General features: G+C 65.6%; 14 protein-coding genes and 1 riboswitch. Of the genes, 7 read left to right on the top strand and 7 right to left on the bottom strand.

The annotated features are described in order from the left end of the window. Positions 1-10: 10 nt before the first annotated feature. The 4 genes from AB4Y73_RS01870 to AB4Y73_RS01855 all read right to left on the bottom strand — a co-directional run bounded on the left by AB4Y73_RS01870 (position 11) and on the right by AB4Y73_RS01855 (position 3432). Positions 11-526 (bottom strand): hypothetical protein, encoded by a 516-nt coding sequence (locus AB4Y73_RS01870; RefSeq protein ID WP_441867796.1) that lies wholly within the window; start codon positions 524-526, stop codon positions 11-13. Further along, positions 523-2718 carry a heavy metal translocating P-type ATPase gene (locus AB4Y73_RS01865; RefSeq protein ID WP_441867794.1) on the bottom strand — a complete coding sequence of 732 codons (2196 nt, stop codon included), beginning with the start codon at positions 2716-2718 and terminating at the stop codon, positions 523-525. The genes AB4Y73_RS01870 and AB4Y73_RS01865 overlap by 4 nt, the downstream gene beginning before the upstream one ends. 25 nt (positions 2719-2743) lie before the next feature. Further along, on the bottom strand, positions 2744-3082 hold the full coding sequence (locus tag AB4Y73_RS01860) for a heavy-metal-associated domain-containing protein (RefSeq protein ID WP_441867792.1): 339 nt from the start codon (positions 3080-3082) through the stop codon (positions 2744-2746). 143 nt (positions 3083-3225) lie between these two features. Further along, positions 3226-3432, bottom strand: coding sequence for a PLDc N-terminal domain-containing protein (locus AB4Y73_RS01855; RefSeq protein ID WP_441867790.1), 207 nt, complete (start codon positions 3430-3432; stop codon positions 3226-3228). A 151-nt stretch (positions 3433-3583) separates the two neighbouring features. Between AB4Y73_RS01855 and AB4Y73_RS01850 the strand changes: the two genes are divergently transcribed. The 3 genes from AB4Y73_RS01850 to AB4Y73_RS01840 are packed head-to-tail and all read left to right on the top strand — an operon-like array spanning position 3584 to position 5893. Further along, complete coding sequence (locus tag AB4Y73_RS01850; protein WP_441867788.1) at positions 3584-4264, top strand: PAS and ANTAR domain-containing protein; 681 nt, start codon at positions 3584-3586, stop codon at positions 4262-4264. Positions 4265-4295: 31 nt separating this feature from the next. After that, positions 4296-4670 carry an ArsR/SmtB family transcription factor gene (locus AB4Y73_RS01845; protein ID WP_441867786.1) on the top strand — a complete coding sequence of 125 codons (375 nt, stop codon included), beginning with the start codon at positions 4296-4298 and terminating at the stop codon, positions 4668-4670. Further along, the gene (locus AB4Y73_RS01840) at positions 4667-5893 is read left to right on the top strand and encodes a cation diffusion facilitator family transporter (RefSeq protein ID WP_441867784.1); all 1227 of its coding nucleotides are present in this window, start codon (positions 4667-4669) and stop codon (positions 5891-5893) included. The genes AB4Y73_RS01845 and AB4Y73_RS01840 overlap by 4 nt, the downstream gene beginning before the upstream one ends. On the opposite strand, the gene AB4Y73_RS01835 is transcribed toward AB4Y73_RS01840, so the two are convergent. The 3 genes from AB4Y73_RS01835 to AB4Y73_RS01825 all read right to left on the bottom strand — a co-directional run bounded on the left by AB4Y73_RS01835 (position 5880) and on the right by AB4Y73_RS01825 (position 9456). Next, complete coding sequence (locus AB4Y73_RS01835; protein ID WP_441867782.1) at positions 5880-7223, bottom strand: MFS transporter; 1344 nt, start codon at positions 7221-7223, stop codon at positions 5880-5882. The genes AB4Y73_RS01840 and AB4Y73_RS01835 overlap by 14 nt on opposite strands. A gap of 97 nt (positions 7224-7320) precedes the next feature. Next, entirely contained in the window at positions 7321-8334 is a 1014-nt protein-coding gene (locus AB4Y73_RS01830; RefSeq protein WP_441867780.1) for a PDR/VanB family oxidoreductase, read from the bottom strand. Positions 8335-8361: 27 nt separating this feature from the next. After that, positions 8362-9456 carry an aromatic ring-hydroxylating dioxygenase subunit alpha gene (locus AB4Y73_RS01825; RefSeq protein WP_441867778.1) on the bottom strand — a complete coding sequence of 365 codons (1095 nt, stop codon included), beginning with the start codon at positions 9454-9456 and terminating at the stop codon, positions 8362-8364. Between the two features lie 164 nt (positions 9457-9620). On the opposite strand from AB4Y73_RS01825, the gene AB4Y73_RS01820 reads away from it, so the two are divergent. The 4 genes from AB4Y73_RS01820 (at position 9621) to gcvP (ending at position 14650) form a co-directional block, all read left to right on the top strand. Then, positions 9621-10220, top strand: coding sequence for a PadR family transcriptional regulator (locus AB4Y73_RS01820; protein WP_441867776.1), 600 nt, complete (start codon positions 9621-9623; stop codon positions 10218-10220). A 72-nt stretch (positions 10221-10292) separates the two neighbouring features. Next, entirely contained in the window at positions 10293-10877 is a 585-nt protein-coding gene (locus tag AB4Y73_RS01815) for a histidine phosphatase family protein (RefSeq protein WP_441867774.1), read from the top strand. A 71-nt stretch (positions 10878-10948) separates the two neighbouring features. Further along, positions 10949-11353, top strand: coding sequence for a LapA family protein (locus tag AB4Y73_RS01810; protein WP_441867772.1), 405 nt, complete (start codon positions 10949-10951; stop codon positions 11351-11353). A 188-nt stretch (positions 11354-11541) separates the two neighbouring features. Beyond that, a riboswitch (glycine riboswitch) is annotated at positions 11542-11639 on the top strand. A 158-nt stretch (positions 11640-11797) separates the two neighbouring features. Next, positions 11798-14650, top strand: a complete 2853-nt coding sequence (gene gcvP / locus AB4Y73_RS01805; RefSeq protein WP_441867770.1) for an aminomethyl-transferring glycine dehydrogenase — start codon at positions 11798-11800, stop codon at positions 14648-14650. The last annotated feature ends 3 nt before the right edge of the window (positions 14651-14653 follow it).

The raw sequence follows: 14653 nt of genomic DNA, 5'->3' as shown, positions 1-14653 counted from the left end.
GCAGCTCCGGTTACGTCCGGCTGATGGACAGTTCGCAGGGCGTTGGGCTCGCGGGGGTATGGGCGTAGGCAACCGTGGGGCCGGTGTGGCTTCCGGAGCCTGCCCGGAGGACGAAGCCGCTTTCCTGGGGTGGGAAGACCGTCAGCGCGCCCGCCTTGGCGGAGGGGATGCACGACGCCCCGGACTCCTGCATAGAATGGCACGATCCTGCGCAGGAGTCGCTGCCGGCTATCGTGGGCACAGCCTCAATTTCCACAGCCGCAGTGTGCCCAACCGCCATGTGCCCCGCCGTGGCATGGCCCGCGTCGTGGCCCGCGTCCGGATGGCCACCAGCCACCTGCACCGCTGCGGTGTGATCCCCGTGGGCGGCATGATTCCCGGTCATCACGTGCATGCCGAAGATCCCGGCGATGATGGCCAGCACGGCCGTAATCAGGGCGCCGCGGAGGAGAAGCGTCCGGGCAAAACCCGCGTTAAGTGAGAGAGCGTCCGGGAAAAACCCGCAGCAAGTGAGAGAGCGTTTCATTGGACCTCGGACGGGCTGAGTTTCACCCGCCGCAGGAGCTGGGCGTTGAGGGCCACAACAATCGTGGAGGCGGACATCAGTACAGCACCCGCAGCGGGGGAAAGCACTACGCCGGCGAAGGCGAGGACGCCCGCGGCCAGCGGGACGGACAGGACGTTGTAGCCGGTGGCCCACACCAGGTTCTGCCACATCTTCCGGTAGCTGGCCCGGGAGAGGTCCAGCATGGACAGCACTGCGCGGGGATCGTTTCCGGCCAGGACAACGCCTGCCGATTCCATCGCGACGTCTGTTCCGGCGCCGATGGCGATGCCCACTTCAGCCCGCGCGAGCGCGGGGGAGTCGTTGACGCCGTCGCCCACCATGGCAACCTTCAGCCCGCGGGCCTGGAGTTCGGCGACCTTCTTGTCCTTGTCCGCCGGGAGCACTTCGGCGAAGACTTCGTCGATGTGCAGGTCTTCGGCCACTGCCTGGGCCACCTGGTGGGCGTCTCCGGTGATCATGGCCACCTTGATTCCCCGGTTCTGCAGGGCCGCCACGGCCTGCCGGGATTCGGGGCGGACGCTGTCTTCGAGGCTGACCGCTCCCAGAACGGTGCCGCCGTCGATCACGTGCAGGACGGCCGCGCCGCGGTCCATCCATGCATGCGTGGAACGTGCCAGTTCTTCAGGCTCGACGGCGCCGAGCTCGCGCAGGAGCGCCGGTCCGCCGACGTGAACAGTACGTCCGTCCACGCTCGCGCGCACGCCCCGTCCGGTGAGGGAGGAGAATCCGGCGGCGGCGGGGATGGCCAGGTTCCGCTGGCGGGCGGCTTGGACGATGGCCCGTGCCACGGGGTGTTCGCTGTCGGACTCGACGGCGGCGGCCAGCGCCAGCAGGCGGTCAGTGTCTGCGCCGCCAACGGAGGCGATGTCCTTCAAATCCGGTTCCCCGGTGGTGAGGGTGCCGGTCTTGTCGAAGAGGACCACATCGATGGTGCGCATGCGTTCCAGGGCCATCCGGTTCTTGATGAGAACTCCGGCCCGCGCGGCCTGTTCCGTGGAAATAGCGATCACCAGCGGAATGGCGAGGCCCAGGGCGTGCGGGCATGCGATCACCAGAACGGTGACGGTGCGGGTGACCGCTTCCGGGACGCTGCCCAGCAGGGACCAGACAATGAACGTGATGACACCCGCGCCGGCGGCGAAGTAGAACAGGAACGCCGCGGCGCGGTCAGCCAGTGCCTGAGCCTTGGACGAAGATGCCTGTGCTTCCGCAACCAGGCGCTGAATGCCGGCAAGGGCGGTGTTTTCGCCGACGGCGGTCACCCTGACGCGGATGGTGTTGTCCGTCGCCACCGTGCCGGCCACCACCGCGTCACCCGGGGCGCGGGGCACGGTCTTGGACTCGCCGGTGATCATGGATTCGTCCACTTCCGCCTGGCCGTCGACGACGGTTCCGTCGGCAGGCAGCCGCGCACCGGAGCGGACCAGGACAATGTCCCCCTCACGGAGCTCCGAGACAGGCACGGTCTCCGTCCCGGCGTCGGTAATGCGGTCCGCTTCGTCGGGCAGCAGGGCGGCGAGGGCATCCAGGGCGCCCTGGGCCGAGCCGAGGGCGCGCATTTCAATCCAGTGGCCCAGGAGCATGATGGCCACCAGCAGGGCCAGTTCCCACCAGAAATCCAGGTCAAACCCGCCGATGCCCAGGCTGGTGATCCAGGACGCCGCAAAAGCCACGGTGATGGCCATGGCAATCAGCAGCATCATTCCTGGCTGCCGGGTCTTCAGCTCCTGGACGCCGCCCTTAAGGAACGGCTGGCCGCCGTAGAGGAAGATGACCGTTCCCAGGACGGGCGGGATCCACTCCGAGCCGGGGAACATCGGCGGCATGTAGCCGAGCAGATGCCCCACCATCGGACTGAAGTACACAACCGGAACGGACAGAACCAGGGTCAGCCAGAAACGGTTCTTGAACATGGCGGTGCTGTGCCCGGCGTGCTGGCCGTGGGTGTGCATGGTGTGGTCATCGTCGTGGGCGGCGTGAGCGTGTTCGGCGCCGTGCTGCTGGTGGGCGCTGTGGCCGGTGTGCCCGGCCTGCTCTGCGTGGCCGGCCTGCGCCGACGGGTTGGCTACCGCCGTGGCCTGGCCCGTTACAGGTTCTGGGGGCTGGTGGCCGGCGTGGTCGTCGCAGTCGTGGTGGGTATGGTTTTCCATTGCTGCCCTCCTACGGGAAATGTTCCTACCGGCTGCTGACGCTGTATCCGGCCGACGTGACCGCGTCACGAATGGCGGCGTGATCAGCGGAGCCGGAAACCACCAGGAGTGAACGCCCTCCCGGGACAAGGCTGACGGATGCATTCTCGACACCCGCCACGCTGGAAACGGCCTCCTCCACGCTCTTGACGCAGTGCCCGCAGGTCAGCCCATCCAGGGAGAATTCGGACTCGTCCATGACGACGGCGGCGCCCGCGGCTGGTGCGGGGGCTGCGGTTGGCGCGGCGGCTGCCGGTGAGCAGCAGCTGCAGCCGGAGGCGGCGGAGGCCAGGGGAAGTTGGGTGCGGTTTCCGCTTAAAGACATGTCAGTTTCCATTCCTTGGCGACGAAGTGATGGGCGCTGGGGTTGAACGGCTGTGACGGCGGTGCGGGGCACCTGCCTGGACATACCAGTTCACTGACAACAATTCGAAATATACCCCTAGGGGGTATAAAAGTCAAGTGGGCTTACTGTCGCCGGGGGCGGCCGGCAACCAGCCAGGCGATTGCTCCCACAGCACTTCCGAAGACCAGGATGGCCAGCCAGACGGGCCGGGTGAACGTCCGGATGTCCCGCTCGTCGGTGTTGAGGAAGTCCACCAGCCCGTAGGCCCAAAAAACCACGACCACCACGAGGACAAACCAAGGAAACCAGAAGACCAGGAAGGCGTTCATGATCAAAGTATGCGCCCGGAGTGAGGTGACGTAGGGGCAAGACGCATTCGGGACCAGCGGCCCTTAGGGAGTGCGCGTCGCAGGCCCATAATGGCAGGATTGTAGGATTGCGGCCGCCAACGGCGACGGCCGGACAGTTTGGAGGTACCACGTGGCTAAGCTGGACAGCCCCATGACCTATTCGAGCGCACTCGGCGCCGAGCAATGCCTCGCCGGCACGTTCCGCGTGGAGTTTCCCGCACAGACAGTGGAGTGGTCGGACGGGATGTACCTGGTGCACGGGTACCAGCGCGGCGAGGTGGTTCCTACCCTGGCCCTGCTGTATTCCCACAAGCACCCTGAGGACAGGCCGTGGTGCCAGGGCATCGCGGCGGAGGTCATCCAAGCCGGCGGCTACTTCTCCATGTACCACCGGATCATCGATGCCCAGGGCCGCGTCCGCCACGTCCTCACATCGGGCGACGCGATCCGGGACGCCCGCGGCAATGTCACGGCGCTGGAAGGCGTCATGCTGGACCTGACCTCCACGCTGCGGCGTGAGACGGAGCAGACAGCACACGACGCCGTCGTTGCTGCCACTTCCACCCGGAGCGTCATCGACCTGGCCCGGGGCATCCTGATGGGCAGGCTTCTGGTCGGCTCCGAAGCCGCGTTCCAGCTGCTCGTCAACGACAGTAGCCGCCGCAACGTCAAGCTGGCTTTGGTGGCCTCGGAGTTGGTGACGCTGGCCGAACGCCCGGACGGGGCCGACGCGCTGGAAGCTGCCGTCCGGCGCATGCTTGCGTGGCCGAAGATGGCTCCCCGGAAGCTGCGCCAAGAGACCGGAACTTGAACTGCATTCCAGAGAATGACAGTATCTGCGTATGAATGCAGATACGAAGGCTTATGGGCTAACGCCGGACAGCCAGTATGTCGAGTTGGCCGTGGAAGTCTTTGCGATGCTGGCCGACGCCACCCGGGTGCGGCTGATCCTGGCCCTCCGTGACGGGGAGCAGCCCGTGAACGCGCTCGCCGAGATTGCCGGAAAATCGGCTGCGGCCGTGTCCCAGCACCTGGCCAAGATGCGGCTGGCGCGGCTCGTCTCCACCCGCCAGGAGGGGACTAAGGTCTTCTACCGCCTGCAAAATGACCACGTGTGGCAGCTGGTGGCCGACGCGATGCACCAAGCCGAGCACTCCCTTGGGACAGCCCCGAACCATGGCATGACACCCCACACACCGCGGGAGGCCGGCGAATGAGCCACGAGCACGCCCATACCGGCAATCACCAGCACGCACACACTGAAACGCCCGACGGCGGCCATCACCACGGCGCGGATGCTCACCTGGACCACGGCCACGACCACGACGGCGCCGGGCACGACCACAGCCACGACCATGGCAGCCATGACCACAGCCACGACCATGGCAGCCATGACCACAGCCACGACCATGGCAGCCATGACCACAGCCACGACAGCCACGATCACCATCACGAGGGCCACGACCACCACCACGCCACCGGACTCAAGGGCTGGCTCCAGGAAATGTTCGTCCCGCACTCGCACGACTCCGCGGACTCGGTGGACGACGCCCTGGAGAGCAGCGCGCAGGGCATCCGGGCGGTCAAGATCTCCCTGCTGGGCCTCGGCGCCACATCCATCTTCCAGCTAGCCATCGTCCTGATCAGCGGATCGGTGGCCCTGCTGGCGGACACGGTGCACAACTTCTCCGACGCCCTCACCGCGGTTCCATTGTGGATCGCGTTTGTGCTCGGCCGCAGGCCGGCCTCCCGGACGTTCACCTACGGCCTGGGCAAGGCCGAGGACCTGGCAGGCCTGTTCATCGTGGCCATGATCGCACTCTCGGCGGTGGTTGCCGCCGTCGAATCCATCGTCCGCTTCTTTGAGCCGCAGCCCGTGCAGAACCTGGGCTGGGTACTGGCGGCAGGGCTGGTGGGCTTTGCCGGCAATGAGCTGGTGGCCATCTACCGGATCCGCGTGGGCCGCAGGATCGGTTCGGCAGCGCTGCTGGCGGACGGCATCCACGCCAGGACGGACGGGTTTACGTCGCTGGCCGTGGTGGCCGGCGTGATCGGCGTCTGGCTGGGCTTCCCGCTGGCTGATCCCATCGTGGGGCTGCTTATTTCCGTGGCCATCGGCGTCCTGTTGTGGGGCACCGTCCGCGACGTCGGCCGCCGCCTGCTGGACGGCGTCGATCCTGATTTGTCGGACCGGCTCGCCGCGCTGGTCGCGGAGAATGCACCGGCGGGAAGTTCCTCGCGTCTGCGGTGGAGCGGCCACCGGCTGCACGCGGAAATCACCATCCCGGCCGCCGACGCTACGCACCTGGGGGAGTTCGCCGCCGTCGCGCATGATCTGGAAGCGAAGGCGCGCGCCTCGCTGCGCAACCTCGGCTCGGTCACGGTGGTACCGCTGGTGGGGAGCGCTCCGGCCGGTAGCGCCGGAATCACACTCCGGTGAGCTCCTCCGCGGGTGCCGCGCTCCTGGCGGCCTCCTTGGAGCGGATCATGCCGACGGCGACGGCGCTGATCAGCACCACGGCACCGACTCCGAGGTAGAGCTGAACGGCGGACCAGGACGCATCGAGCAGGGCACCGGTGATCAGCGGGGCAATGATGGCTCCGATGCGTCCGATGCCGATGCCCCAACCGACGCCCGTGCTGCGGACCGACGCGGGGTAGAGGGAAGGAGCGATCGTGTAGAGGCCGGCGATGCAGCCGTTGATCAGCAGGCCGACGAGGACGCCTGCCCCGAGGGCGAGCACGATCATCGAGGCGGAAGAAATGAAGACGACGGTCATGACGGCCGAGAGCACGGTGAATACCACCAGGACGATCTTGCTGTTCCATTTGGTGGCGAGGACGCCGTAGAGGACTGAGCCAAATATTCCGCCCAGGGTGAGCATCAGGCCGCCGGTAATGCCTTGGCTTTCCGTCATGCCTGCGGTGACCAGCAGGCGCGGGGTCCAGCTGTTGACAAAATAGAAACCGAACATTGTGGTGAAGAACGCCACCCAGAGCAGAAGCGTGGAACGCCGGTTGGCGGGGGACAGGAGATCGGAAACGGGGTTGGCTTTTGGCTTGGCGGCGGCCTGGACCTCCTGTTCCTGGAGGGCCGTGACTTCGGGGTGTCCTGTCTTGCGGGCGATCCGGTTGAGGCGATCCAGCACGTTGCGGGGCCGCTTCGTCAGGAGGAAGTCAACGGATTCGGGCAGCAGGAACAGCAGGACCACCAGGATGCTGAGGGTCGTAATGCTGCCAAAAACGAAGACTGAACGCCAGCCGTACTGGCTTTGGAGGTAGACGGCGGCGGTGCCGCCAAGGGTCGCCCCGATGCCGTATCCGGCGGTGTAGATGCCGATGCTCAGTCCGCGGCGTTTTGTGGAGGAGTACTCGCTGGCGATGACGTTGGTGCAGGCAAGGATGCAGCCCACGCCCAGCCCTGTCAGCAACCGCCAGATGCCAAGCTGTGCCATGTTGCCGGCTGTTGCCGCCAGCAGCATGCCTGCGCCGGCGGTGCCTACGGCGGCATTAATCATGGGCCGCCGTCCGATGATGTCCGCCAGCGGGGCGAGGCACAGTGACCCGACGGCCATGCCCACCAGGCTCGCGCTGAGCAGGATGCCCAGTTCGGAGCCCGTAAGGCCAAACTCTTTGGTGACTCCGTTGGCGGTGAAGGCCATTGCCAGCACGTCAAAGCCGTCGAGGGCGTTGAGCAGGACGCACATTCCGATGATTGCCCATTGGTATGGCGACATTTTCGAGGTGTCTATACGTTGACGCAGATCCATGGCAAGTTCCTTGAAATCTAGGGGCTCCCAGGCGGGAGCTGTTGCTGATATAGCTGCACACGGTGCGGGCAGCCCTGGTGGGGCCAATCAGGGGGGTCTAGGACACGTCGATGGTGACAACCGCAGGCGCGCCCGAAGAGTAGGCGTCAGCACGCGAACCCGTGGCGGAACTGACGGCCCGCGAGACACAGCAGCACATCTTTTCTCCGGCATGCTGCTGCCGTTCGCTGTAGAAGACGTCGCGGTGGTCGACGGCGCCATTCAAGTTCAGGATGCGGACTTCGCACAGGCCGCACTCACCCTTGCGGCAGTCGAACATCATGTCCACGCCGGCGTCCTCGAGTGCCTCGAGCATGGAGCGGCCCTGCCCGACTTTGGCTTCGATGCCCAGCCGCGGAATGCGGACGAGGAACTCCTCCGGGTCATACCAGCCGGAGTTTCCGAACGTTTCGTACCGCAGGTCGGGCAGCGCCAGCTCGCGTTCCGTCCAGCCGCGGCGGACCGCATCCATCAGCCGGATAGGCCCGCACATATAAAGTTCGGTGCCCAGATCGATTCCACCCACCAGAGCGTTCACGTCCAGGCCGCTTCCCTCGTCATCAACGTGGACCTGCAGCCGGTCCCCATGCAGGTTCTGCAGACCCTGCAGGTAGGCCATCGCGGCCCGCGTCCGGCCCGCGTAGACCAAGGTGTAGTCTGCCTTGACATTGCGAAGTACCGCCGCCATGTTCAGGATCGCGGTGATGCCGATGCCACCGGCCAGCAGGACATACCGTTTTGCCCCGATCCGCAACGGGAAGTTCTGCAGGGGCTGGGTGATGCGCAGTGTGTCACCGGGCTTGAGCGAGTGCATAAACACAGATCCGCCCCGGGAAACGGGTGCCTTGAAGACGCTGATGACCAGATTGTTCCCGAGGTCGTTGGATTCCACTACTGAGTAGGAGCGCTTCTCCTGCTCGCCGTTGATGGTGACGACGAGGTCGATGTGCGAGCCGGGCTCCGCATGCTTCGGTGCCGACGGTTCCAGTTCAATGCGCCGGATGCCTGCGGCCACGTCGGCGACGGCCACGACCGTTGCGGACTGCCAGACTTCGTTGTTGGTTGCTGCCATTGTCTTTTTCCTTGAGTCCTTTACCGGTCAGAGAGCCGCTGCCAGGCGGCCCTCTGCCTGGAGCATGCGCTCGATCAGCCTGCGGACCCACATGCCGCCGGCGTCGATGTTCAGGCTGTAGAACTCGTAATCGGGATTGGCGTCGATTGCTTCCTGCTGGGCCTTCAACATCGCTTCATCCTCACCGAACACGCCGTGCACGCCGTTGCGAAGCTGCGTGGTGATGAGCTGGCTGTCCAGGCAATAGTTGCGCATGAAGGCCCAGAAGTAGTGGCAGGTCTTGGCAGTCTCCGGGCTGATCGTATTCATGACGTAGCCGTTGACGCCCTGGCTGCGGTCACCATTGGGGGCGCCGGTGCCGGCTTTGGCAACGCCGACGTCAATGCGGATGGTGGAGGGCGCCTCGAAGCGGATGATCTGCCAGCGGTCCACCTTGCCTTCGAAGCCGGGGAACTTGTCCCTCATGTTCTTGAGCCAGAAAGGAGGGGCGTCGATGTTGAGCATCCACCGGGACACGGTGACAGTACGGTCATCGTGGGTGACCACGAACTCGGATTCGCTGAGCTCTTCCTGGCCAATGCTGGAGGCGTGGACGAATTCCTCGTGGGTCAGGTCCATCAGATTGTCCAGGACCAACTGGTAATTGCACGGAGCGAAAATGGTCTCCCCGTCGCCAGCCCACTCCAGGCTGTCCATCTGGTGCATATCGGGGACAAGATCGGGGTCCGCCTGGGTCGGGTCGCCCAGCCATACCCACACAAACCGATAGCGCTCGACGACAGGGAAGGACGGGACGGTCGCCGAGGGGTTGATGCTTTCCTGCGCCGGCATGGACGCGCAGCGTCCCGCAGAGTTGTAGACGATGCCGTGGTACGGACACTGGATGCCGTCCTTGCCCACGGTCTTCCCCATGGACAACGGCGCCAGGCGGTGCCAGCACGCGTCCGCCAGGGCAACGGCCTTGCCGTCCTCGGTGCGGTATAGCGCCAGCGGTCGGTCAGCAATCCTGCGCGCCATCGGCTTGCGGGTCACTTCGTGGTCCCAGGCGGCGACATACCAGGCATTGAGCGGATGGCCGAGGACTTTATTGGTGGTGGAACGGCTGGACTGGAGCACAGTCATCTTTGACCTCTTTCCGGTGCCTGGCGGCGTTTCTTAGGCGGCATGCCAGACGCATGAAGATTTTTCGTGGGAAACCTTCAACTACCTATGTCCATAGTTGGTGGCTTGGATCACACACTATCTATCGATATAGTTATTGGCAAGAGCCTGGAAGGGAATTCACCGTGAGTCTTCGTTATGCGCTTTTGGCTCTGCTTTCGGTGGAGCCCATGACCGGTTACGACTTGGCAAAGCGGTTTGAGTCCTCGGTTGCCTTCGTCTGGCATGCCCCTGATTCGCAGATCTATCCGGAGCTGCGGAAGATGGCAAAAGAGGGGCTGCTGCAAGCGGAGGAGGTTTCCTGGGGCCCCCGCGGCAAGAAGACGCAGTACCGAATCACCGACGACGGCCGGGCCGCGTTCCGTGCCTGGATGCACGAGCCCGTGGAGTATGCCCGGGAGCGTGATCCCGTGCACCTGAAGGCTGCCTACCTTGAGTGGACGGAACCCAGTGCTGCGCGGGAGCACATGCAGGCCCATATTGACTATCACACGCTTCGTCGCGACCAATGGGCGGAGATGATCGCCCAATTGCGGGCAGGAACAAATGAGATGTTGAGCAAACGCCTGGCCGCCACCCCGGAAGTGGACCGCCAGCGGACCATTGAATACAAGGTTTTCACCTATGAAGGCCTGATCGCCCGCGCGGAGACGGAAATTGCCTGGGGAAAGCGCGGGCTCAAACTTATCGATGCCCTGTCGGGATCCGCGACCCGCGGCAGCTGATCCAGGCCGTCATTCCTCTTTCCGCGTCCCCGCTGGGTGTGCACCCTCCCGCCGTCGGGGACAATGGAAGGCATGACCTTCACGACGTTTGCCCTCGTCCGCCATGGCCAGACTGACTGGAACGCCGAGCGCCGGCTTCAGGGCGCCACCGACATTCCGCTGAACGACGTCGGCCGCGGCCAGGCGCGCGACGCCGTCGCCAACCTTTCCGGTCACGAATGGGACACCGTGGTGTCCTCGCCGCTCAGCCGCGCCGCGGAAACTGCCCACCTGATTGCGGCCGGGCTCGGGCTCACCGTAGCCCGGCACGTCCCGGAGCTCACCGAGCGCAGCTTCGGACTGGCGGAAGGCATGCAGGCCGGTCCGGAACTGGAGGCCCTGCGCATCCCGGGCGGTTTCCAGGGTGCCGAAAGCGAGGACGATGCCGCCGTCCGCGGCCTGACCGCGCTGGAGGCCCTTGCCGAGGAGTTCCGCGGCCGCCGCGTCCTGGTGATCGCTCACGGCACACTCCTGAGGGTCAGCCTGAGCCGCGCCATCGGCCGGACCCTGCACAGCATCGACAACGCCGTGCTCAACCTGGCCCACCACCACGTCGACGACGGCTGGCAGCTCGAGTTCTACAACGGTGAGCGGCTGGCCGCTGACGCCCCGGCCTGACCGTCCAAAGCCCTTCGGGGTCACCGGCCCGGTTACCGTCGAAAGCCCTCATGGAGGGGGACAATGGCGGTATGAGCTCAGAAGAACCGCTGCACCCTTCAGACTTGCCTCCCAACCCGCCTTCCCAGCCCGCGGGCCAACCCACCGCCCCTTCCCAGCCCGCGGTCCGGCCCACCGCCCCGGCCGCGCCAGCTCCGAAGAGCGCGCCCGACAGGAGCCGCACAACCCGGACCGCGGTCATCTGGAGTGCGGTGGCAGTCAGCCTCGTAGTGTTGGTGCTTTTGATCATCTTCTTTATCCAGAACCAGGACATGGTGGCCGTCCGGTTCCTCGGCTGGGAGGGCAGCCTCGCGCAGGGTGTGGCGTTCTTCATCGCCGCCGTCGGAGGCGGAATCCTTGTAGCCATTGCCGGGGGAGCGCGCATCCTGCAGCTGCGGCACAACGAACGACGGCGGCGGAAGGCCACCGACGCGTAGCCGCCACCGGACTTCTTACCGCAACGCGGGGTCACTCCACGCTCAATAAACCGTAAATATAGGGCGTGATGTGACCCCGCGTTGGGTTTGGTGGGGGCTGTGACGGCCGTCCCTGACTGTAAAATTGCTAGCGGTCGGGAATCCGGCTAAGCTGTGAGGCGTGTCACGGACTTTTGTGACATGGCTTTTGATCTGCGGCGGGAGAGTCCTGCCAGTACGTTAAGCAGGCGCCGTAGGAGCAAATCCTCTCCGGGAATCTCTCAGGCCCACGTACCGCCGCGGTTAGGCAACTCTGGAAAGCAGTCCGGCAACGGGCTCACCGACGGTGCAAGCATCACCCGTAAAAGCAGGTGGCGCGGAAACTCTCAGGTCCAATACAGAGCGGGGAGGAACCCGAATCAATGTGGCGTACCCAGCACGCCACCTGAATTATGGAGTTCCTTCATGACAGTCCAGTCGTCCCCTTCCACCTTTGCCGATCGGCATATCGGTGCCCGCCGCCAGGCCGACATCGACACCATGCTTAAAGCCGTTGGCTACGACAGCGTTGACGGCCTCGTGGACGTTGCCGTCCCCGATTCCATCCGCCAGGCCAAGCCGCTGGCCCTCAAGGACGCCCTGAGCGAGGTTGAGGTCCTGGCCGAGCTGCGCAGGCTCGCGGGTAAGAACAAGACGGCTGTGCAGATGATCGGGCAGGGTTATTACGACACCGTCACCCCTGCCGTGATCCGCCGCAACGTCCTCGAAGCCCCGGCCTGGTACACCGCGTACACGCCGTACCAGCCCGAGATCTCCCAGGGCCGGCTCGAGGCGCTCCTGAATTTCCAGACCATGGTCCAGGACCTGGTGGGCCTGCCCATCGCCAACGCCTCCCTGCTGGACGAAGCCACCGCTGTGGCCGAAGCCGTGCTCATGATGCGGCGTGCGAACAAGAACAAGGCAGCTCATGACGGCAAGACGGTCCTGGATGCTGATGTGATGCCGCAGACCATCGCGATCGTGAAGGGCCGCGCCGAGGCCCTGGGCTTCGAAGTTGAGGTCGCCGACCTGTCCAAGGGGCTGCCCGAGGGTGTCATCAACGGCATCGTCCTGCAGCAGCCGGGCGTCTCCGGCCGGGTCTTCAACCATGCCGAGGTCATCGCGGCGGCGAAGGAGCGCGGCGCGCTGGTCACGGTCGCCGCTGACCTGCTGGCCCTGACCCTGATCACCCCTCCCGGTGAGCAGGGCGCTGACATCGCGGTCGGTTCCACCCAGCGTTTTGGTGTGCCGTTGTTCTTCGGCGGCCCGCACGCTGCCTACATGGCGGTCGCGAAGGGCCTGGAACGGTCCATGCCCGGCCGCCTGGTGGGTGTCTCCAAGGACGACGCCGGCCTGCCCGCCTACCGCCTGGCCCTGCAGACCCGCGAGCAGCACATCCGCCGTGAAAAGGCGACCTCGAACATCTGCACCGCGCAGGCCCTGCTCGCGATCGTGTCCTCGTTCTACGCGGTCTACCACGGCCCGGACGGGCTGAAGGCCATCGCCGAGCGCACCCACAACCACGCCCGCACCCTGGCCACCACGCTGAAGGCCGCCGGCCGCGAACTGGTCTCCGACACCTTCTTCGACACCCTCACGGTCTCCGTGCCGGGCAAGGCCGACAAGGTCATCGCCGCCGCCGAAGCACGCGGGATCAACCTGCGCCACATCGACGCGGACACCGTGGGTGTCTCCGTTGATGAAACCACGACGGCGGACGCCCTGGCGGGCGTCGTTGTCGCCTTCGGTGCCGGCCCCGTCGTCGAGGCCAAGGGCTTCGACCTGCCCGCCGACGTGCTCCGCACGTCCGCCTTCATGCAGCACCCGGTGTTCAACACGCACCGTTCCGAAACCCAGCTGCTGCGTTACATCCGCAAGCTGTCGGACCGGGACCTGGCCCTGGACCGGACCATGATCCCGTTGGGTTCGTGCACGATGAAGCTGAACGCCACCGCCGAGATGGAAGCCATTTCCTGGCCGGAGTTCGCCTCGATCCACCCGTTCGCTCCCGAGTCCCAGACCGTGGGCTGGCGCGAACTGATCAGCGGCCTCGAAGCTGACCTCGCGGAGATCACCGGGTACGACCAGGTCTCCCTGCAGCCGAACGCCGGTTCCCAGGGTGAGCTCGCGGGCCTGCTCGCGATCCGCGGCTACCACCGCGCCAACGGCGATGCCCAGCGCAACGTGTGCCTGATCCCGGCCTCGGCGCACGGCACGAACGCCGCCTCGGCCGTCCTGGCGGGCATGAAGGTCGTTGTTGTCGCCACCGCGGCTGATGGCACCATCGATCACACGGACCTGTACGCGAAGATCGAGGCGCACAAGGACGCCCTCTCGGCGATCATGATCACCTACCCCTCCACCCACGGCGTGTACGACGCGGACGTGACCGAGATCTGCGAAGCCGTGCACGCAGCCGGCGGCCAGGTGTATGTGGACGGGGCGAACCTGAACGCCCTGGTCGGCCTGGCCCAGCCGGGCAAGTTCGGCGGCGACGTTTCGCACCTGAACCTGCACAAGACCTTCTGCATCCCGCACGGCGGCGGCGGACCCGGTGTGGGCCCGGTCGCGGCGAAGGCCCACCTGGCACCGTTTATGCCCGGCGATGCCAATAAGGCAGCCCACCAGGACGGCCACGGTGTCGCGATCAGCGCCTCGAACTTCGGTTCCGCCGGTGTCCTGCCCATCTCCTTCGCCTACGTGAAGCTCATGGGCGGCGAAGGCCTGACCGAGGCCACCAAGTCCGCGCTGCTCGCGGCGAACTACGTTGCCGTGCGCCTGAACGAGTACTTCCCGGTCCTCTACACCGGCGAAGGCGGCCTCGTGGCGCACGAGTGCATCCTGGACCTCCGGGCCCTGACCGCCAAGACCGGCGTGACCGCTGAAGATGTGGCGAAGCGGCTCATTGATTACGGTTTCCACGCCCCCACCCTGGCGTTCCCGGTCGCGGGGACCCTGATGGTGGAGCCCACCGAGTCCGAGGACCTGGCCGAGATCGACCGGTTCATCGATGCGATGATCACCATCCGCAAGGAAATCGACCAGGTCGCCAACGGTGACTTCACCGTGGAAAACTCCCCGCTGCGCCACGCACCCCACACCGCATCCGCCGTCGTGAACACGGACTGGACCCGCGACTACAGCCGTGAGCAAGCCGTCTTCCCCGTCCACCACCTCAAGCAGGACAAGTACTTCCCGCCCGTGGGCCGCATCGACGGCGCCGGAGGCGACCGCAACCTCATCTGCTCCTGCCCGCCGCTCTCCGAATTCGAAAACTAAGGG

Origin of the sequence: Pseudarthrobacter sp. TAF60_1 (assembly GCF_052113505.1) — a bacterium.
Classification (GTDB): Bacteria; Actinomycetota; Actinomycetes; order Actinomycetales; family Micrococcaceae; genus Arthrobacter.
Note: the sequence above shows the minus strand (reverse complement) of the source record. Positions and strands in the feature narration are given on the sequence as shown.